The 19,205-nt window shown below is 68.5% G+C and carries 13 protein-coding genes and 1 riboswitch; of the genes, 1 reads left to right on the top strand and 12 read right to left on the bottom strand.

The window, feature by feature from the left end:
* Positions 1–58: 58 nt before the first annotated feature.
* Positions 59–1,942, bottom strand: a complete 1,884-nt coding sequence (gene thiC, locus FBY21_RS22920; protein ID WP_107329283.1) for a phosphomethylpyrimidine synthase ThiC — start codon at positions 1,940–1,942, stop codon at positions 59–61.
* Between the two features lie 90 nt (positions 1,943–2,032).
* A riboswitch (TPP riboswitch) is annotated at positions 2,033–2,139 on the bottom strand.
* A gap of 207 nt (positions 2,140–2,346) precedes the next feature.
* On the opposite strand from thiC, the gene FBY21_RS22915 reads away from it, so the two are divergent.
* On the top strand, positions 2,347–3,783 hold the full coding sequence (locus FBY21_RS22915; RefSeq protein WP_074970584.1) for a TolC family outer membrane protein: 1,437 nt from the start codon (positions 2,347–2,349) through the stop codon (positions 3,781–3,783).
* Between the two features lie 53 nt (positions 3,784–3,836).
* Here the strand turns inward: FBY21_RS22915 and FBY21_RS22910 are convergent, their stop codons facing one another.
* The 11 genes from FBY21_RS22910 to FBY21_RS22860 all read right to left on the bottom strand — a co-directional run bounded on the left by FBY21_RS22910 (position 3,837) and on the right by FBY21_RS22860 (position 19,203).
* Positions 3,837–4,547: an NAD(P)H-dependent oxidoreductase gene (locus FBY21_RS22910; RefSeq protein ID WP_142013895.1), complete on the bottom strand. Its 711-nt coding sequence runs from the start codon at positions 4,545–4,547 to the stop codon at positions 3,837–3,839.
* Positions 4,544–5,764, bottom strand: coding sequence for a pyridoxal phosphate-dependent aminotransferase (locus FBY21_RS22905; protein ID WP_142013891.1), 1,221 nt, complete (start codon positions 5,762–5,764; stop codon positions 4,544–4,546). Before FBY21_RS22905 ends, FBY21_RS22910 begins: the two co-directional genes overlap by 4 nt.
* Positions 5,765–5,779: 15 nt before the next feature.
* Positions 5,780–7,399, bottom strand: coding sequence for a 5-guanidino-2-oxopentanoate decarboxylase (locus FBY21_RS22900; RefSeq protein ID WP_142013887.1), 1,620 nt, complete (start codon positions 7,397–7,399; stop codon positions 5,780–5,782).
* Positions 7,400–7,431: 32 nt separating this feature from the next.
* Positions 7,432–9,519, bottom strand: a complete 2,088-nt coding sequence (locus FBY21_RS22895) for an acetate--CoA ligase family protein (RefSeq protein ID WP_142013883.1) — start codon at positions 9,517–9,519, stop codon at positions 7,432–7,434.
* A gap of 10 nt (positions 9,520–9,529) precedes the next feature.
* Positions 9,530–10,690 (bottom strand): acyl-CoA dehydrogenase family protein, encoded by a 1,161-nt coding sequence (locus FBY21_RS22890; RefSeq protein WP_142013879.1) that lies wholly within the window; start codon positions 10,688–10,690, stop codon positions 9,530–9,532.
* A 17-nt stretch (positions 10,691–10,707) separates the two neighbouring features.
* Entirely contained in the window at positions 10,708–11,496 is a 789-nt protein-coding gene (locus FBY21_RS22885; RefSeq protein ID WP_142013876.1) for an enoyl-CoA hydratase/isomerase family protein, read from the bottom strand.
* A gap of 648 nt (positions 11,497–12,144) precedes the next feature.
* On the bottom strand, positions 12,145–13,572 hold the full coding sequence (locus tag FBY21_RS22880) for an amino acid permease (protein WP_074970598.1): 1,428 nt from the start codon (positions 13,570–13,572) through the stop codon (positions 12,145–12,147).
* A 345-nt stretch (positions 13,573–13,917) separates the two neighbouring features.
* Positions 13,918–16,131 (bottom strand): ATP-binding protein, encoded by a 2,214-nt coding sequence (locus FBY21_RS22875; protein ID WP_142013873.1) that lies wholly within the window; start codon positions 16,129–16,131, stop codon positions 13,918–13,920.
* Entirely contained in the window at positions 16,128–16,895 is a 768-nt protein-coding gene (locus FBY21_RS22870; protein ID WP_142013870.1) for a substrate-binding periplasmic protein, read from the bottom strand. Before FBY21_RS22870 ends, FBY21_RS22875 begins: the two co-directional genes overlap by 4 nt.
* A gap of 2 nt (positions 16,896–16,897) precedes the next feature.
* Positions 16,898–17,632: a response regulator transcription factor gene (locus FBY21_RS22865; protein WP_107331359.1), complete on the bottom strand. Its 735-nt coding sequence runs from the start codon at positions 17,630–17,632 to the stop codon at positions 16,898–16,900.
* Between the two features lie 173 nt (positions 17,633–17,805).
* On the bottom strand, positions 17,806–19,203 hold the full coding sequence (locus FBY21_RS22860) for an APC family permease (RefSeq protein WP_142013867.1): 1,398 nt from the start codon (positions 19,201–19,203) through the stop codon (positions 17,806–17,808).
* Positions 19,204–19,205: the final 2 nt, after the last annotated feature.

Genomic DNA, 19,205 nt, shown 5'->3' with positions numbered 1-19,205 from the left:
GCGAAAGAGGGTGGATCGGGGCGCCGGCGATGCCTGGGGCACGCCGGGCCCGGCTCGGTCAGACCTGCTTGTAGATCACCGAGCCTTCTTCGCGGAACCGCCCGGACTGCTCGGCGAACCCGGCCTGGATGGCCTTCTGTTCGTCGGTCAGCCCGTTCTCCTTGGCGTAGTCGCGCACTTCCTGGGTGATCTTCATGGAGCAGAACTTCGGCCCGCACATGGAGCAGAAGTGCGCCACCTTGGCCGACTCCTTGGGCAGCGTCTCGTCGTGGAACGCGCGGGCGGTGTCCGGGTCCAGGCCGAGGTTGAACTGGTCCTCCCAGCGGAACTCGAAGCGCGCCTTGCTCAAGGCGTTGTCGCGGATCTGCGCCCCGGGGTGGCCCTTGGCGAGGTCGGCGGCGTGGGCGGCGATCTTGTAGGTGATGATCCCGGTCTTCACGTCATCCTTGTTCGGCAGGCCCAGGTGCTCCTTGGGCGTGACGTAGCAGAGCATGGCGCAACCGAACCAGCCGATCATCGCAGCGCCGATGCCGCTGGTGATGTGGTCGTAGCCGGGGGCGATGTCGGTGGTCAGCGGGCCGAGGGTGTAGAACGGCGCCTCGTCGCAGCATTCCAGCTGCTTGTCCATGTTCTCCTTGATCAGGTGCATGGGCACGTGGCCGGGGCCTTCGATCATGGTCTGCACGTCGTGCTTCCAGGCCACCTTGGTCAGCTCGCCGAGGGTCTCCAGCTCACCGAACTGGGCCGCGTCGTTGGCGTCGGCGATGGAGCCGGGGCGCAGGCCGTCGCCCAGCGAGAAGGACACGTCGTAGGCCTTCATGATTTCGCAGATTTCCTCGAAGTGGGTGTAGAGGAAATTCTCCTGGTGATGCGCCAGGCACCACTTGGCCATGATCGAACCGCCGCGGGAAACGATGCCGGTGACGCGCTTGGCGGTCAGAGGCACATAGCGCAGCAGCACACCGGCGTGGATGGTGAAGTAGTCCACACCCTGCTCCGCCTGCTCGATCAGGGTGTCGCGGAACAGGTCCCAGGTCAGGTCCTCGGCGATGCCGCCGACCTTCTCCAGGGCCTGGTAGATCGGCACGGTGCCGATGGGCACCGGCGAGTTGCGGATGATCCACTCGCGGGTCTCGTGGATGTGCTTGCCGGTGGACAGGTCCATCACCGTGTCCGAGCCCCAGCGGATGCCCCAGGTCAGCTTGGCCACCTCTTCCTCGATGGAGGAGCCCAGGGCCGAGTTGCCGATGTTGCCGTTGATCTTCACCAGGAAGTTGCGGCCGATGATCATCGGCTCCAGCTCCACGTGGTTGATGTTGGCGGGGATGATGGCGCGGCCGCGGGCGACTTCCTCGCGAACGAACTCGGGGGTGATCTCCTTCGGAATGGCAGCGCCGAAGCTGTGCCCCGGGTGCTGCTCCTTCAGCAGGCCGGCCTCGCGGGCCTCGGCCAGCTTCATGTTCTCGCGGATGGCGACGAACTCCATCTCCGGCGTGATGATGCCCTTCTTCGCGTAGTGCATCTGCGTGACGTTGTGCCCGGCCTTGGCCCGACGCGGGTTGCGCACGTGGGCGAAGCGCATGGCCGACAGCTCGGCGTCCGCCAGGCGGCGCTGGCCGAACTCGGAGGTCAGGCCCGGCAGGCGTTCGGTGTCGTTGCGGTCATCGATCCAGGGGCTGCGGATGTCTGCCAGGCCCTTGCGCACGTCGATCTGCACGGCGGGGTCGGTGTAGGGGCCGGAGGTGTCGTAGACGGTCACCGGCGCGTTGATCTCGCCACCGAAGGCGGTGGGGGTCACGTCCAGGGCGATCTCGCGCATGGGCACGCGGATATCGGGGCGCGAGCCCTGTACATAGACCTTGTGGGAACGGGGAAACGGCTGGACGGATTGCTGATCGACCTGGGCGCTCTCGCTCAGGTTTCGTTGTTGTTTTGCGGTCATCGGCAGGCTCCTGGGTGATGTCGGAGCGAACCTGAAAGGCAGAGTGCACCGGGGCCGGTGCCGAGAGGGACCTCTCCGGAGTGCAAGGCGGGAGAGGCACATCTTGTTCCCTACGCAGGCCTTAACCTGATCAGGTTCAACGGGATCCGGAACTTTCCGATCTCAGCCTCCGATTCGAGGCACCCCGACAAGAACTCGCGCAGTCTAATCAAGCCCGCCGCCACAAACCAAGCCCGCGCCGGTAAATAAATGACCCGCGCGTCAGGAAATCCGCTGAAAACAGTATTGTTCCGGGCAGGCAACATAACGTCCGGCAAACTACACTCAGCCCGCCTGGCGGTTGTCTTGACCGCGTACCACGGCACCCGTAGCCTTGCCCGACCCCACTGAATCCAGGATTGATCATGCTGCGCAGACTCTCACTGGCTGTTGCCGTGGCCTCCGCATTCGCCGGAACCGCCTGGGCAGCCAACGCCCCGCTGTCAGCCAAGACGGACCTTGTAACCGTGTACAAGGACGCGGTCGACAACAACGCCGACCTCGCCGCCGCCCGCGCCAACTTCGAAGCCCAGCGCGAGGCCGTGCCCCAGGCACGTGCCGGCCTGCTGCCGCAGATCAATGGCGGCGCCAGCGCCAACGACACCCGAACCAAGCTGGACCAGCCCTCGGCCACCAGCTCGCGCAGCGGCATCGTCTACCAGGCCAGCCTCAGCCAGCCGATCTTCCGCGCTGACCGCTGGTTCCAGCTCAAGGCCGCCGAGGCCAGCACCGAACAGGCGTCCCTGGAGTTCTCCGCGACCCAGCAGAACCTGATCCTGCAGACCGCCGAAGGCTACTTCGCCGTGCTCCGCGCCCAGGACAACCTCGCCTCCACCAAGGCCGAGGAAGCGGCCTTCAAGCGCCAGCTCGACCAGGCCAACGAGCGCTTCGACGTGGGCCTCTCGGACAAGACCGACGTGCTCGAAGCACAGGCCGGCTACGACACCGCCCGCGCCAACCGGATGATCGCCGAGCGCAACGTGGAAGACGCCTTCCAGGCGCTGACCACCCTGACCAACCGTGAATACGGCGCCATCGAAGGCATCCAGCACACCCTGCCGGTGGTGGTGCCCAGCCCGAACGACGCCAAGGCCTGGGTCGACACCGCCGCCCAGCAGAACCTCAACCTGCAGGCCAGCAACCACGCCGTGGATGCCGCCGAGGAAACCCTGCGCCAGCGCAAATCCGGCCACGCCCCGACCCTGGATGCCGTCGCCCAGTATCAGAAGGGTGACAACGACAGCCTCGGCTTCACCAACAGCGGCACCAGCCCCGTGCGCTACGGCAGCGATGTCGAGCAGCGCACCATCGGCCTGCAGCTGAACATCCCGATCTACAGCGGCGGCCTGACCAGCTCCCAGGTGCGCGAGTCCTACCAGCGCCTGAGCCAGACCGAGCAGCAGCGCGAAAGCCTGCGCCGCCAGGTGGTGCAGAACACCCGCAACTACCACCGCGCGGTGAACACCGACGTCGAGCAGGTCAAGGCCCGCAAGCAGTCGATCATCTCCAACCAGAGCGCCCTGGAAGCCACCGAAATCGGCTACCAGGTCGGCACCCGCAACATCGTCGACGTGCTGGACGCCCAGCGTCAGCTGTACAGCTCGGTGCGCGACTACAACAACGCCCGCTACGACTACATCCTCGACAACCTGCGCCTGAAGCAGGCCGCCGGCACCTTGAGCCCGGCCGACCTGGAAGCCCTGGCCGGCTTCCTCAAGGCGGACTACGACCCGGACAAGGACTTCCTGCCCCCGGACCTGGCCAAGGCGGCGGAAGCCAGCCTGCGCAACAAGGCCAACTGACAGGCCCCATGAAAAAGCCCGGCACATGCCGGGCTTTTTCGTTCCTGAGCCATTCAGCCCTCTGCGGGCAAGGGGTACAGCCGCGCGTCGAACTGGTCGAGGCGGGGGAAGACCAGCGGTGTGTCCTGCTCGATCCCGGCGAGCCGCGCCTGGTACGCCTGCAGGTAACCGGCCCGCACGTCGTCGCTCACATAGGGCACGTGCCAGGCGACGAACGGCGGCAGCACCGTCATGCCGGTGTAGGCCAGCGTCCCGCGCAGGACCGGTCGCAGCATATCCTCCAGCGGGCCGTGGATCGCACCCGGGCCGAACATGTGGTCGCGCCCGCCCAGGGTCAGGGTCAGCAAGGCGCGCTTGCCCGCCAGCCCGCCCTGGTCGTAGAAGCGCTTGCCGCCGTAGCAGATGCCGGAGACCAGCACCCGGTCGAACCAGCCCTTGAGGATGGCCGGCACGGAGAACCAGTAGACCGGGAAGTTGAAGATCACCAGGTCCGCCCACAGCAGCTTGTCCAGCTCCTCGCGGATGTCGGCGGCCAGGGTCTGGGCCGTCACCGCCTCGCGCTGCTCCAGGGCGTACACCAGGTAGTCCGGGTTGCGCCGTTCGAGGAAGTCCGCCTCGCTGGCCACCGGGTTCCAGTTCATCCCATAAAGGTCCGACACCTTCACCGCGTGCCCCTGCTCCCGCAGCGTCTGCTCGGCGAGTCGGCACAGCGCGGCGCAGAAGGAGCGCGGTTCGTTGTGGGCGTGGACGATCAATACATTCATGCGAACTCCCGTCGCGCTGGGTCATTGGAAGAGGACGCGCCCTGCTCCAGCACCTCGGCCGCGCAACGTGCGATGCGGCGGCAGGCCTCGCGCAGGGGCTCGGCGCCCAGCACCAGGCCCAGGCGGATGTGCCCCGCCGCACTGGGGCCGAAGGCCTCGCCGGCCAGCACCGAGACCCCGTGGCCGTCCAGCAGCCGGTCGGCGAAAGCCTGGGCGGAGAGCCCGGTGGCGCGGATGTCCACCATCACGAACATGCCCCCGTCCGGCCGCAGGGCGCGCACGCCGGGGCAGTCGGCCAGGCAGTCGAGCACCAGGTCGCGGCGCTGGCGGTAGGCCTCGCGCATGGCCTCCAGCTCCGGCAAGCGCGCCTCCAGCGCGGTGCAGGCAGCGTCCTGGATGAAGTCCGGCGAGCCGTAGAGCATGCACAGCGCCAGGTTCTCCAGGTGCCCGCAGAGCGCGCGCGGGCCCACCACCCAACCCACGCGCCAGCCGGTCATGGCGTGGGACTTCGACAGGCTGTTGAGGGTCGCCGTGCGCTCGGCCATGCCCGGCAGGCTGGCGGGGCTGATGTGCTCGCCCTCGAACAACAGCTCGCTGTAGACCTCGTCGGAGATCATCCACAGGTCGTGCTGCACGCACAGCTTGGCGAGTGCTTCCCAAGTAGTGCGCGGCAGGCTGGCGCCGGAGGGGTTGTGCGGGCTGTTGATCGCCAGGGCGCGGGTACGCGGGGTGATCCGCGCGGCCACGTCCTCGGCCTGCACGCGGAAGCCGTGCTCGGAGCGTACCGGGACCGGCACGATAGTGGCGCCACAGGCCCCGAACACCGCCTCGTAGGTGACGTACATCGGCTCGGCGACGATCACTTCATCGCCGGGGTTGAGCACGCATTGCGCCACGGCGTAGAGCGCGCACTGGGCGCCGGCCAGCACCACCACGTCATCGCCGGTGACGGCCTGGCCGCTGCGCTGGCTGTGACGACGGGCGATGGCTTCGCGCAGCGAACGCTTGCCGCGCACGTCGGCGTAATGGGTGTTGCCGGCCAGCAGGCTGTCGATGGCCGACTGCACGATGGGCACCGGCGTGTCGAAGTCCGGATCGCCCACCGACAGCAGCAGGATGTCGTCGCCCTGCTCCATACGCGCCAGGGCGCGGTAATGGATGTCCCAGGCGGCGGCACCGTCTCCGGCGATGCGTTGGGTGAAGTTCGAGTAGCGCATGGGCAGCTCCTTGGGTCAGCGGGCCTGTTGGGCGCAGGCGTGTTTCAGCTCGATCAGGGTCACCCCTGGATGGCGGAAGCCCTCGCGCAGGTCCTGCTCCAGCGCGTCCAGGCTCTGCGGCTGGCGCACCTCGCAGCCGTAGGCGCGGCCGAGCAGGGCGAAATCCGGGTTGCGCGGCAGCACGCCGATGGGCTCGATGTCCAGGTCGAGCATGTCGTCGCGGATCTGCCCCAGCGCATCGTTGTTCCACAGCAGCACCACCAGCGGGCTGTCCAGCTCCTCGGTGGCGGTGGCCAGCTCCTGGGCGGTGTAGAGGAAGCCGCCGTCGCCCACCAGCACCAGGCCGGGGCGCTCCGGCGCGCCGAACTTGGCGCCGATGCCGGCCGGCACGCCGTAGCCGAGGGTGCCGTAGCCGGTGGGGTGCAGCCAGCTGCGCGGCGCCCGGCTGGGGAACAGGTAGTTGCCGCTGTAGGCCAGTTGGGTCATGTCGCTGGCGATGAAGGCGGTGTCCGGCAGCGCCTGGGCGATGCGTTCGAGGATCGCCTGGTGGATGCGCTGCAGCGGGGCGTGGCTGGCCTCCAGTTGCTCACGCAGCCGGCCGATGCGCTCACGGGCGCTGGCCGCATCCCGCGCGGCAGCCGGCAGCGCGGCGAGCAACGCCTCGGCGGTGGCCTTCGCATCCCCCAGCAGCGCCACGGCGCACGGGTAGAAGTCGTTGAACTTGCGCGAATCGATGTCGACGCGGATCACCTCGCCGGTCAGCGGCAGGCGCTCGCGCCAGTAATCGGTGTCGGCCATCTCGGTGCCGATGGCGAGCACCACATCGGCCTCGGCGATCATGTCCCAACCGGCCTGGGTGCACAGGGTGGCACCCGCGGCGAGCGGCGCTTCCGGGGCCAGCAGGCCCTTGCCGGCGACGCTGGTGAACAGCGGCGCGGCCAGGCGCTCGCTCAGCGCGGCCAGGGCATCGGCGGCCTGCAGCGCACCGCCGCCGGCGATGATCATCGGGCGCCGGGCGGCCTGGAGTTTATCCACAGCCTGCCGCAGCGCGGCGGCGCAAGGCTGGCCACGGCCGGCACGGCGCACCACCTCATGGGTCCAGTCGCGGGCGACCGGGTTGGCGAGCACGTCCAGCGGCACGGAGATGTGCACCGGGCGCGGGCGCTCGCTGTCGAACACGGCGAAAGCGCGGGCGATCAGCTCGGGCAAATCCTCGGCACTCAGGGCGACGGCGGAAAACGCGGTGATCGGCGCGGTCATCGCGCGCTGGTCCTGGGTCTCGTGCAGGCAACCCCAGCCTTTGCCGAGGCTGGCGGTGTGGTTGACGCTGGAGATCACCAGCAGCGGGATGGAGTCGGCGTAGGCCTGGCCGATGGCGGTGGCGGCGTTGGTCACCCCCGGCCCGGTGATGATGAAGGCCACGCCCGGCTTGCCACTGACCCGCGCATAGCCATCGGCCATGAAGCCGGCGCCCTGCTCATGACGGGTCAGCACGTGGCGGATGCCGCTGCCGGGCAGGCCCCGGTACAGCTCCAGGGTGTGTACACCGGGGATGCCGAACACGGTGTCGACCCCGTAGTTGGCCAGCAGGCGGACCAGGGCCTGGCCGCCGGTGAGAGGTGTGGTCTGTTGCATGGGTGGTCTCCCCAAGGGCTGAAGCGTGACGGTCATTCGGCGAGGCGGATCAGTGCATCCACCGCCACGGCGCCTTCGGCGTCCGCCAGCAGCGGGTTCACATCAAGCTCCAGCAGGCTGTCCACGTGTTCGCAGGCGTAGTCGGCCACCGCGCGAATGGCTTCCACCAGCGCCTCCAGGTCCACCGCCGGGCGGCCGCGGAAGCCGGTGAGCAGCGGCGCACTGCGCAGGCTGAGCAAGGCATCGCGGATCGCCGCATCGGTGGTGGGCAGCAGCAGGCTGCGGCTGTCCTTGAGCAACTCGACGAGGATGCCGCCAGCGCCCAGCACCAGCGCCAGGCCGAAGCCGTTCTCGCGCTTGATGCCGACGATCAGCTCGGCCAACGGCGGGTTGGCCATGCGCTCCAGCAGCACCTGCTCGAAGGGCACGCCGGGCGCGTGGCGGGCGATGTTCGCGCGCATGTCGAACAGCGCGGCTTCCAGCGCGGCCTCGTTACGCAGGTTGAGCGCCACGCCGCCGGCTTCGGTCTTGTGCGGCAGCTGCGCGCTGACCACTTTCAGCGCCAATGGGAAGCCGACATCGGCGGCCGCTTCGCGGGCTTGCATCGGGGTGCTCAACGCCGCGCGCGGCAGCGGCAGGCCGAAGGCCTTCAGCGCCTGTTTGGATTGCCACTCGTCCAGCAAGCGGCCTTCGCCTTCCAGCGCCTGCGGGCAAAGTGGCACCAGCGCCGCTTCGCCACGGGCCAGCAGCGCGTCGCGGCGCTGGCGGTAATGGGCGATGCGCCCCCAGGCGGCGAGGCCGTCTTCCACGCCTTGCAGCGCGGCGACGCCGTGGGCATGCAGCCGTTCACGGGCCGGCCTGGGCAGCAGCTCCGGCAACGCAGAGGCGATGAAGCCCACCTTGCCGTGGCGCTCCAGCGCCGCGCAGTAAAGCGCCAGCAGCAGGTCGCATTGCGGGCGCTCGCCGGTTTCCTCGCCGGGGTAGTCCAGCACCAGCAGGGCGGCATCGGCGTCGGTCTGCAGGGCGCTGTCGAGCATGCGTTCCAGCGCCGGGCCGTCGCCCCAGATGGCAGTGGTGAAGTCCAGCGGGTTGGCGATGTTGGCGTAGTCCGGCAGCACCTGGGCCAGCTCGGCGCGCTGGGCGTCGACCAACTTGGGCAGGGCCAGGCCGTTGCGCTCGGCGTAGTCGGCGATCAGCCCGGCGTCGCCACCGGAGCAGGCCAGCGCCGCCAGGCGCGGACCGGCCGGCAGGTTGCCGCAGGCGGCCGCCTTGAGGGTTTCGATGAAGCTCACCGGGCCGCTGACGCGGATCACCCCGAGGCGCTCGAACAGCGCGTCGTACAGGGCGTCGGAGCCGGCCAGGGAGCTGGTGTGGCTGAGCGCCAGTTCGGCGCCGATCTGCGACACGCCGGTCTTCAGGGCGATCACCGGGATGCCTTTCTGCAACGCCTTGTAGGCCGCGCGGGCGAAACCGGGAACGTTCCTCAGCCCTTCCAGGTGCAGGCCGATGGCGGTCACGCGCGGTTCGTCGAGCAGCACGTCCATCAGCTCGGCCACGCCCAGCTGCGCCTGGTTGCCCACCGATGCCATGTAGGCGATGGGCAGCGAGCGGTCGCTCATGGACAGGTTGTAGGCGAAGTTGCCGCTCTGGGTGAGCACCGCCACGCCCTTCTCCACCCGCTGCCCGCCGTGGGCCACCGGCCACAGCGCGGCGCCGTGCAGGTAGTCGAGCAGGCCGTAGCAGTTGGGGCCCAGCAGGGCCATGTCACCGGCGCTGGCGAGCAGGCGGCGCTGCAGGGCTTCGCCTTCGGCGCCGGTCTCGGCGAAGCCGGAGGCGTAGCAGATGGCGCCACCGGCCTCCTTGGCGGCCAGTTCGACAACGGCCTGCAGGGTCAGCTCGCGATTGGTGGCGACGAACACCGCGTCCGGCCCTTCGGGCAGGTCGGCGATGGTGCGTATGCAGGGCACGCCTTCGAGTTCGTCGTATTGCGGGTTGACCAGCCACATCGGCCCGGCGAAGCCGCCTTCGGCGCAGCGCTTGAGCGCGCGCGCCATGCTGCGGCCGCCGATGAAGGCGAGGTGACGGGGCGCCAGCAGGCGCTGGAGGTTTTCGCGTTTCATGGCACGGGCCTCAGCGCAGCAGCGGACGCAACAGTTCGCGGGAAATGATGTGGCGCTGGATCTCCGAGGTGCCTTCCCAGATGCGCTCGATGCGCGCGTTGCGCCAGATGCGCTCCACCGGCCCTTCGTCCATCAGGCCCATGCCGCCGAAGATCTGCACCGTCTCGTCGGCGACCTTGCCCAGCACTTCACTGGCGAACAGCTTGGCCATGCCGGCCTCGCCGTCGGTCATGGTGCCGCGGTCCATCTTCCAGGCGGTGTGCAGGGTCATCAGCTCGGCGGCGCGAATCTGCGTGGCCATGTCGGCGAGCTTGAACGAGATGCCCTGGTAGCTGCCGATGGGCTGGCCGAACTGCTTGCGGTCGGCGGACCACTGCAGCGCCAGGTCCAGCGCGCGCTGGGCCTGGCCGACGCAGTTGGCAGCCACCATCACGCGACCGGCGGTGAGCCAGGCGTTGGCCACTTCCCAGCCCTTGTCCACTTCACCCAGCACCTTGGAGGCCGGCACGCGGCAGTCGTCGAAGAAGATCTCGTAGGTGTGGTAGCCCTTGTTGCTCACGCACTTCGGCCCCCGGCGCACGGTCATGCCGGCGGTGCCCTTGTCCACCAGGAAGGCGGTCACGGCGTTGCGCTTCTTGCCGTTGCGCTCGAAGGTGTCGGTCACCGCGAAGACGATGGCGAAATCGGCGTGTCCGGCGTGGCTGATGAAGTGCTTGGCGCCGTTGATGATGAAGTCGTCGCCGTCACGCACGGCGCGGGTCTTGATGGCGTTGGCGTCGGAACCGGCGCCCGGCTCGGTGAGGGCGAAGCAGTCGATCTTCTCGCCCTGCACGCACGGCAGCAGGTAGTCGCCGATCTGCGCGCCGGTGCAGGCCATGAGGATCTTCGACGGGCGCGCAACGAACACATGCAGCGCCCAGGACACCTTGGACAACTCGCGCTCGACCAGCGCCTGGGACAGGTAGTCCAGGCCACCGCCGCCGACGTCCTCGGGCATGTTGAAGGCGTAGAAACCAGCAGCGATGGCTTTGCCGCGAATCTGCGCGGCCAGCTCCGGGGATACGGCGTCGGCGCGGTCCACTGCTTCTTCGTGGGGCAGCAGCTCCTTCTCGACGAAGGCCTTGACCGCCTCGACGAGCATGTCCTGTTCCTGGGTCAGTTGAAAATCCATGGCATCACCTGCAGCCGTCAGCGGCCGTTGAATTGGGGGGAACGTTTCTCGGCCACGGCGCGCAGCGCCTCGGCGGCATCGTCACTGCGGCCGCAGAGCAGCCCGGCGGCCTGCTCGGCTTCCAGCTGCTGGGCCAGGGTGCGGCTGGCGCCCTCGCGCATCAGGCGCTTGGTCTGGGCGAAGGCGAAGGTCGGGCCGGCGGCCAGGCGCGCGGCGAATTCGCCGACCTGTGCCAGCAGGTGTTCATCGGCAACCACCTCGCCGACCAGGCCGGTGCTCAGCGCTCGCTCGGCGTTCCACAGCTCATCGAGGAACAGCAGGCGCTTGGCCGCTTCGCTGCCGATCAGGCGCGGCAGGTGCCAGCTGGCGCCGGCGTCCGGGCAGTAGGCCATGCCGGTGTAGCCGGCCTTGAAGCGCGCGGAGGCGCCAGCGATGCGGAAGTCGCAGCACAGCGCCAGGTCCATCCCCGCGCCCACGGCGGTACCGTTGACGGCGGCGATGGTCGGCTTGTCCAGGCCATGCAGGCGGCGCATCAGGGCGTGGGCGGTTTCGGTCCAGCCGTAGGTTTCCAGCTCGCCCCGGGCTTCGGCCTCGGCCCATTCGGCGAGGTCGGCGCCGGCGCAGAAGCTGCGGCCTTCACCGGTGAGCACGATGACGCGCACCGCCGGGTCGGCCTCATGGGCGTCCAACTGGGCCAGCAGGTTCTTGAGCGTGGGGATGTCCAGCGCGTTGCGCTGCGCAGGGCGGTTCAGGGTGATCCAGGCGATACCGCCCTGGACCCGGCTGAGCGGGGATGGCTGTGTCATGCGGCCCTCGTTCTTGTCGTTGATTGTGCGGAGGCGAATGCGTGGCCTCATGCTAAACAGTCGTTCAACAAGATCACAATCCACCCCGGAAGCCGCCTGTAACGAAGCGTGCAAAGCCGCCGGAACGCGCCAGCCCTGGCCCCGAAGGGCGCGCGTACAGCGTCGGCATCCGGCAGCGTTACAACATCGAACAAAGATCCCTACGCCACGGAAAGGCGATGTTCCAATCCGCTATTGCGAGCCTCCTGAGCCTTGCACCAGCGGCCTCATGGTCCTTCTGCCTGAAGCGCAAGCCATTCCCATACCTGGCTCAGAAGGTGGGGCGGCGAAACCTACCCCTTCAGGAGGCCGAGTGGAATCATCGCGTAAGGGGTTGAGCGACATGGATGTCGCGAGAGCGCTGCCGGGCCATGGATGGCCCGTCAGCGCGGGCCCCTGGAGCGACGATGGAACGAGGGAACCCGACGGCAGTCGGGCCGGATGCAGGGGCGAGCCTTTTTGGTTTCTTTTTTGGCGACTGAAAAAAGAAACTCGCCCGGCAAGGCGAAACAGGCGACATCAGCAGAACTCAGCAATCAGCAACACGCTGTGGGGAAATTAGCCACGACCAAGGTCCCGCAGTGCGGGGCCTTGGTCGTGAGACGGGGATCAGCCGATGCTGGGGACGATCTCCTCCCCCACATCACCACCACGCCTGCGGCGGATCAGGAAGTAGGCGCCGTAGCACACAGCGATGAAGCCGAAGCCCCAGTACAGCGACGGCCGCTGGGTGGGGTCGAGGGCGAGGAAGACGAACAGCGAGCAGCAGATGGCGATGCAGGCCAACGGCACCAGCGGGAACAACGGCGCCGAGTACTTCAGGTCGGCCCGGGTGCCGCCCTTGGCCATGTGCTCGCGGCGGAAGCGGTACTGGGCGTAGGCGATGACGATCCAGGTCACGGTGCCGGCCATGCCGCTCACCGCCATCAACACCATGAACAGGGTGTCAGCGGCGACGATGCTGGTCAGCAGCGACAGCAGGGCGAAGCACAGGGTGATCAGCAGCGCATACAGCGGCACGCCCCGGGCGCTCAGCTTCGACAGCTGGCGTGGCGCCATGCCGGTCTTGGACATGGCCCAGAGGATGCGGGTGGAGGCGTAGAGCCCGGAGTTGCCCACGGAAAGGATCGCCGTGAGGATCACGAAGTTCATCAGGTCGGCGGCATAGGGAATGCCCACCTTGTCGAACACCTGGACGAACGGGCTCTCCATCAGCCCCGCCTCCCGCCAGGGGACGATGGCGGCCAGCACGCCGATGGCCAGCACGTAGAAGATCAGCACGCGGAAGACCACGTTGCGCACCGCCTGGGGGATGCTCTTCTCCGGCTGGTCGGTCTCGCCGGCGGCGACGCCCATGATCTCGCAGCCCTGGAAGGCGTATACCACCGTCATCATCACCGCGAACACGGCGGCCAGCCCGTTGGGGAACAGGCCATCCCCCACCAGGTTGGCCAGGCCCGGCGCCGCTGACTGGCCTTCGAGGGGAATGGCGCCGAACACCGCCAGCAGCCCCACCAGGATGAACACCAGGATGGCCGCCACCTTGATGCCGGAGAACCAGTACTCGGCCTCGCCGAAGGCCCGGGTCGCCAGGGCGTTGAGGGAGAACAGCACCACCACGAACAGCCCTGACCACACCCAGATGGGGACATCCGGGAACCAGCGCGTCATCAGCATCCCGGCGGCGGTGAACTCCAGGCCCACCGTGGAGGCCCAGCTCATCCAGTAGACCCAGCCGATCATGAAGCCGGTGGCCGGGCCGATGAAGCGCGTGGCATGGGCCTGGAACGAGCCGGAGACCGGCATCTGCACCGACAGCTCGCCGAGGCAGACCATCACCAGGTACATGAGCAGGCCAGCGACCAGGTAGGCGAGGATGGCGCCCATCGGGCCACCGGAGCCGATGGTGACGCCCGAGCCCATGAACAGGCCGGTGCCGATCACCCCGCCAAGCGAGAGCATGAAGATGTGCCGGCTCTTGAGCGCCCGGGTGAGCTGGATTTTCTCGCCGCTGCCGGCGTGATGGGTCTCAGACATGGCGCACCTCCGGGGAGCGGCGGGTGCGGGTGAGCGGAACTCTACGTTGGGTCATTGTTGTTATCTCCAATCGATCAGAGGCCGTGGCTCGAGCACGGATACCGCTGGATTATTCGAAGGAGATGTAAGGCGCCGTTGATCGCCGGGATCGAAGTTGTAAAAAGCTGTAATGAAGCTGTCTCGCTTCAGGGCGCTTTTAAAAACGTAGGCGAGGCAGTCAGCGCAAGGCAAAAACAGGCGAAAAAGCGCAGTTTACGTGCGGTAAATGAGCATTTTGATCGGACTCGCGCACGAGCCTGTTTTTAACGCCGCGATGACAACGCAGGTAGTTTTTATAAGTGTCCTTCAGGCGGGCTGTTGCATCTGCGCCTCGGCCGCCGCCCATTCCCGGTCCAGCCGCTCGCTCCAGCCCTGCAGCACCTCGCCCGCCAGGGCGGCGGCTTCCAGGGCCGCCAGGCCGTTCCCCAGGCCACGCCAGCCCAGCGACCGGCAACTGCCGGCAAGGCGGTGGGCCAGGCCGGCGACTTCGTCCCGGTCGTCGGCGCGGATGGCGTCGTGCAGCAGCGGCATCTGCTCGGCCAGCAGTTGGCGCAGGGCGCCGACCAGCGCGGCGAGGCGGTTCTCCCCCAGCAGTTCGCGGTGGGTGGCCAGCAGCCGGGTGTCGAGCGCGGTTCCGTCGTCCGCCTCGTCCGGCGGCGGGCTGCCGGGCATGGCCAGTGCACGACGCAGGGCGTCCAGGCGCAGGGGCTTGGCCAGCACGCCCTGCATGCCCGCCTCGAAGTAGCGGCGGACGCTGGCCGGTTCGACGCTGGCGGTGAAGGCGAGGATGGTCGTCGCCCGGTTGAGCCCGTCCGCCTGCTGGCGGATCGCCCGGCACAGCTCGATGCCGTCCATGCCCGGCAGGTGCATATCCAGCAGGATCAGGTCGAACGCCTGCTGGCGGCAGGCGTCCAGCGCGGGCTGGGCATCGTCCACGGCCTGCACGTGGTGGCCGTCCCGTTCCAGCAGCCCCAGGGCCACATCGCGGTTCAGCGCCACGTCCTCCACCAGCAGAACCTGCAGGGCACGGCCCGCAGGTGCGTTGCCCACCGACCGGGCAGCCGGGAGCGCCGCCGGTTGCAGTTCGATGTCGAACCAGAAACGGCTGCCCTCGCCTTCCCGGCTGTGCAGGCCGATCTGCCCGCCCATGGCGTCCACCAGCCGCTTGCTGATGGCCAGCCCCAGGCCGCTGCCGCCGTAGCGGCGGGTGACGGCATCGCTGGCCTGGACGAAACGCTCGAAGATCCGCGCCTGGGCCGCCTCGGGAATGCCGATGCCGTTGTCACTGACCACGAAGCGCACGCGCTGGGCCGCGCCCTGGGCCGGGGTGGCGGTCACCTCCACCCGCACGTCACCGTCGGCGGTGAACTTCACGGCATTGGCCACCAGGTTACTCAGCACCTGGCGGAGGAACTGTTCGGCCCCTCGGCAGCGGCGGTTCACCGACGGGTCCAGGCGCAGCGAGAGTACGGTGCCGTTGTCCTCGGCGCGGGGCTCCAGCAGCGTCAGCACCTCGTCCAGCAGTTCGCCCAGGTCGAACTCGACGGCTTCCGGCAGGCTCACCCCGTCTTCCAGGCGGGCGAACAGCAGGACTTCGTCGAGCACCGCCAGCAGGCCTTCCCCGGCCTTGTGCAGGGCGTGCAGGCGCTTGCGCTCCAGCGTGCCCAGGTCGGCGTCGCGCAGCAGTTCGGCCATGCCGAGGATGCCGTTGAGCGGGGTGCGGATCTCGTGGCTCATGGTCGCCAGGAAGCGCATCTTCGCCTCGTTCGCAGCCTCGGCTTCCTCCTTGGCCCGCTGCAGGCTGGCGGTACGCCGTTCGACCTGGCGCTGCAGCTCGCTGCGCTCGCGCCCCAGGGCCTGGCGCATGGTGTCCAGGGCCTGGGCCACGGTGTCGAGCTCGTCCGGCCGGGGCCGGGCGCGCTTGTCCAGGTGCAGCGGTTGCTGCAGGTCGCCTTCGGCCATGCGCTGGGCAAAGTCGGCCATGCGCTCCAGGTGCCGCGTCACCAGGCTGTGGAACAGCAGGCTCAGGGCCACCGCCAGGCCGCAGAGGAAGGCGCCCATCCACAGCAGGCCGTCCAGTCCGCTCTGCCAGAGGCGCCGATGAACGGCCCCGAGGTCGATGGCCAGGGTCAGTTCTCCGAGGGCACGCCGCTCGCCGTCGGGCGGCTGGTAGCCGAGGGGGAAATGCTCGACCCGCACCGGACCGGGCACCTGGATGTCGCCCTGGACCAGGGTGAAATCCTCGCTGGCGAGGCTCGCCCAGGCGACGTCGGGGAAGTCCACCAGGCCGTGCAGCTGCACCCGCAGCTGGGCCTGGTCGAGGTCCCAGAGGCTGCGCTCGAAGCTGGCCAGGTAACCGCTGCGGATCAGCTCCAGGCGCTGTTCGATGGCCTGCATCTCGCGCCGGTACTCCAGGCCCAGCTGCACCGCGCCGGCCAGCAGGGTGACGCACAGGCTGAAGCCGAGGACCCGCTGCAGCAGGCGCCGGGCCAGCGGTCCGGGGGCGTGCAGGGCCTTCATGGTGACTCCAGGGGACGCCCCTGGGTGCGGTAGTCGCGCTCGCTCTCTTCCAGCCAGCGCTGCAGGCTGCCGTCGGCCTGCAGCGTCTGCAGGATGCGGTCGATGTCGTCGAGCCGCGCCAGGAGCGGTGAACGCCGCGACACGGCCAGCCGCAAGGAGTCCACCGCCAGGGGTTCGGGCGCGTCGACGATGGCCTCACCGCCCGGCATGCCCGCCACGAACAGCCGCCCGGTGCGCCGCTCGTAGGGGATGAAGTCGATGCGCTGGCGGATCAGCTTGCCGAAGTTCTGCCGGCTGTCCGAGACATATTCGATGCGCCCCTGGCGGGTGACGAAGCGGTCGAACTCGGTGCCGTAGCTTTCCCCGAACAGCAGCCCGCCACGGTAGCCGGCGAGGTCGGCCAGGCTCCTCACCGCCAGGGGCTTGTGGCGGTTGTAGAACAGCGCGACCTCCTCCCGCAGCACCGGCGCCTCGGCGAACGCCAGGTATTGCTGGCGCTCCCCGGTGCGGTAGGCCAGCACCAGGTCGACGCGGCCGCTGGCGGCATCCATCAGGCAGCGTTTCCAGTTGCCGAGCACCACCACCTGCATCTCGTAGCCCAGTTCCTGGAGCACCCGCTTCACCACCTGGGGCGCCAGGCCGCGCACGGCCTGGCCATCGCTCCAGGACACGGGCGGGTACACCGGGTAGTCGCAATAGCGCATGGTCTCGGCCGCCAGCCCGAGGCTGCACCAGCCCCAGGCCAGGAGTGCCAGCCAGCGCATGTTCAGGCCTCGCTGGGGGTGGCGGTGAACAGGTAGCCGGCGCCGTGGATGGTGATGATCAGCTGCGGGTCGGCGGGGTCGTCGCGCAACTTGCGGCGCAGGCGCCCGACCAGCACGTCGATGGAGCGGTCGTTGGGCAGCCATTCGCGGTTGCGGATCTGGTCCATCAACTGGTCACGGCTGAGGGTGTGGCCGCTGTTGCGCAGGAAGGTGCTGAGCAACTGGAACTCGCCCTGGGTGAGCAGCGTTTCATGGCCGGTGGAATCGATGATGCGGCGCCGGTCGGTGTCCAGCAGCCAGTCGCCGAACTGCTTGAGCACCTGGCGCACGGGGCCGGGCTCGGCCTGGGCATGGCGGACGCGGCGCACCAGGTTCTTCGCCCGGGACACCAGCTCGCGGGGGTTGAGGGGCTTGATCACGTAGTCGTCGGCGCCGCATTCGAGGCCGACGATGCGGTCGATCTCGTCGTTGCGCCCGGTGATCAGGATGATCCCGATCTCGGAGCGCACCCGCAGCTCGCGGGTCAGGGTCAGGCCGTCCTTGCCGGGCAGGCGGACGTCCAGCAGCACCAGCTCCACGGGCTGGCCGAGGTGGGAGGTCTTGGCCAGCACGGCTTCGGCCTGCTCGGCATCGGCCGCGCAGAACACCTCGTAGCCCTCATCGCCCAGGTAGCTCTGCAGCAGCTCACGAATCACCGGATCGTCATCGACGACCAATACGCGGGGAACCATCGCCATCACCTTTCACCTCCGGCGTGCCGGGGCGTTTCTTGTTCTGGTTGTCGGACGGTGACACCCGGGCCGAGGCCAGGGTGGCTGCAGCAGCCTAGCCACTACTGAACGGCCGATCAACAAGCAGGCACGCAGGCCCGGCTGCCACCGGTCAGCCAGGCCCCGGGCCGGCGCCAGCCTCAGCGGCTGCCGAGCAAGGGACGGGGCACCAGTTGGCGCAAGGCCTGGCCCCGGATCAGCACTTCGCCGATGAGCAGCGCCAGGCCCACGCCACAGAGGATCTTGCTGGCTTTGCCCCAGTCCATCGGCTCGCCGGGGGTGACCACGAAGAGCACGATGCCGGCGACCACGTGCAAGCCGACCAGGCCCGCCCAGGTGCAGGCGGCGGTATTGCCCAACGGCAGGCGGAAGGCACGCGGCGTGGGGTCGGCCAGGCGCAGGCGGATGAAGGCCAGGCACATCAGCACGTACGGCATCATGAAAATCATTGCGAAGATGGACAGCAGGGTCCAGAACAGCTCCTCGGCGCTGTGGGCGACCAGGCCGTACACCAGCATCACCAGGATGCTCACGCCAGAGGCCAGCAACGCCGGGCCGATGGGCGTGCGGTAGCGCGGGTGGACCACGCCGAACACTGCCGGCAGTTCCCCGGCCGTGGCCGCTGCCACCGCCGCCCGGTTGGTGCCCATGCTCCAGGTGACCATGTTGGTGAACAGGGTGAAGAGCACGAAGCAGGCCACCAGGGTGGCGAAGGCGCCACCGAGGCCTTCATGGCCGTACATCTGGTAGAGCGACTCGGAGAAGATCCGCGTGACGTCGGTCTGCTCGGGCGGCAACGCGGCCAGCACGCCGAGGGTGCCAAACACGTTGAAGGCAGCGATCAGCAGGCCCGAGACCAGTACCGCGCGGGGAATGTCACGGTGCGGGTTGCGCATCTCCGGGGCGCTGCAGCAGGCCAGCTCGGTGCCCATGATGCCGTAGACCATCACCCCCAGCGCTGCGAACTGCACCCCGGAAGACGGCAGGATCGCCTCCAGGCTGAACGCGTTGGCAAAGCCGTGCTCCAGGCCGTAGCGGATGCCGCCGATGCCCAGCGCGAGCACCGCCACCAGCTTCATCAGCGCCCCCAGGTTCGGCAGCCATTTGCCGATGCGCAGGTTGATGGCGTTGAACAGGGCGGTGAGCAGCGCCAGGAACACGCCGATGGCGATCTTGCTCCACAACCCCAGCCCGGGCAGGAAGAACTCGCTGAGCATGGCGGCGAAGAGGATGTAGACCGAGGGCATCCACAGGGCGTTGTTGGCCCAGTACATCCACGACAGCCGGGCGCCCCAGCGCGGTCCGAAGGCCAGGCGCACCCAGTGGTAGACACCGCCGCTGCCGGGGAAGGTGGTGCCCAGCTCGGCGGTCATCAGCCCCATGGGGATGAACAGCAGCAGGAGCACGTAGCCCCACCAGAACAGGCTGGTGGAACCGAGCGCCGCGGCCAGGGCGATCTGGTCCATGAACAGCATGGCCGAGACGGTGAACAGCGTGACATCACGAAAGCGCAGGACCTTGTTCTTGTTGTCGTCCATCG

The sequence above is a fragment of the Pseudomonas sp. SLBN-26 genome (genome assembly GCF_006715895.1).
Taxonomy (GTDB): domain Bacteria; phylum Pseudomonadota; class Gammaproteobacteria; order Pseudomonadales; family Pseudomonadaceae; genus Metapseudomonas; species Metapseudomonas otitidis.
The sequence above is the reverse complement of the archived record's forward strand: the minus strand, read 5'-3'. Positions and strand labels throughout refer to the sequence as shown.

Bases quoted from the DNA above. Each gene is read 5' to 3' on its own strand.
- thiC (WP_107329283.1), bottom strand. From the start codon at position 1,942: ATGACCGCAAAACAACAACGAAACCTGAGCGAGAGCGCCCAGGTCGAT.
- FBY21_RS22915 (WP_074970584.1), top strand. From the start codon at position 2,347: ATGCTGCGCAGACTCTCACTGGCTGTTGCCGTGGCCTCCGCATTCGCC.
- FBY21_RS22910 (WP_142013895.1), bottom strand. From the start codon at position 4,547: ATGAATGTATTGATCGTCCACGCCCACAACGAACCGCGCTCCTTCTGC.
- FBY21_RS22905 (WP_142013891.1), bottom strand. From the start codon at position 5,764: ATGCGCTACTCGAACTTCACCCAACGCATCGCCGGAGACGGTGCCGCC.
- FBY21_RS22900 (WP_142013887.1), bottom strand. From the start codon at position 7,399: ATGCAACAGACCACACCTCTCACCGGCGGCCAGGCCCTGGTCCGCCTG.
- FBY21_RS22895 (WP_142013883.1), bottom strand. From the start codon at position 9,519: ATGAAACGCGAAAACCTCCAGCGCCTGCTGGCGCCCCGTCACCTCGCC.
- FBY21_RS22890 (WP_142013879.1), bottom strand. From the start codon at position 10,690: ATGGATTTTCAACTGACCCAGGAACAGGACATGCTCGTCGAGGCGGTC.
- FBY21_RS22885 (WP_142013876.1), bottom strand. From the start codon at position 11,496: ATGACACAGCCATCCCCGCTCAGCCGGGTCCAGGGCGGTATCGCCTGG.
- FBY21_RS22880 (WP_074970598.1), bottom strand. From the start codon at position 13,572: ATGTCTGAGACCCATCACGCCGGCAGCGGCGAGAAAATCCAGCTCACC.
- FBY21_RS22875 (WP_142013873.1), bottom strand. From the start codon at position 16,131: ATGAAGGCCCTGCACGCCCCCGGACCGCTGGCCCGGCGCCTGCTGCAG.
- FBY21_RS22870 (WP_142013870.1), bottom strand. From the start codon at position 16,895: ATGCGCTGGCTGGCACTCCTGGCCTGGGGCTGGTGCAGCCTCGGGCTG.
- FBY21_RS22865 (WP_107331359.1), bottom strand. From the start codon at position 17,632: ATGGCGATGGTTCCCCGCGTATTGGTCGTCGATGACGATCCGGTGATT.
- FBY21_RS22860 (WP_142013867.1), bottom strand. From the start codon at position 19,203: ATGGACGACAACAAGAACAAGGTCCTGCGCTTTCGTGATGTCACGCTG.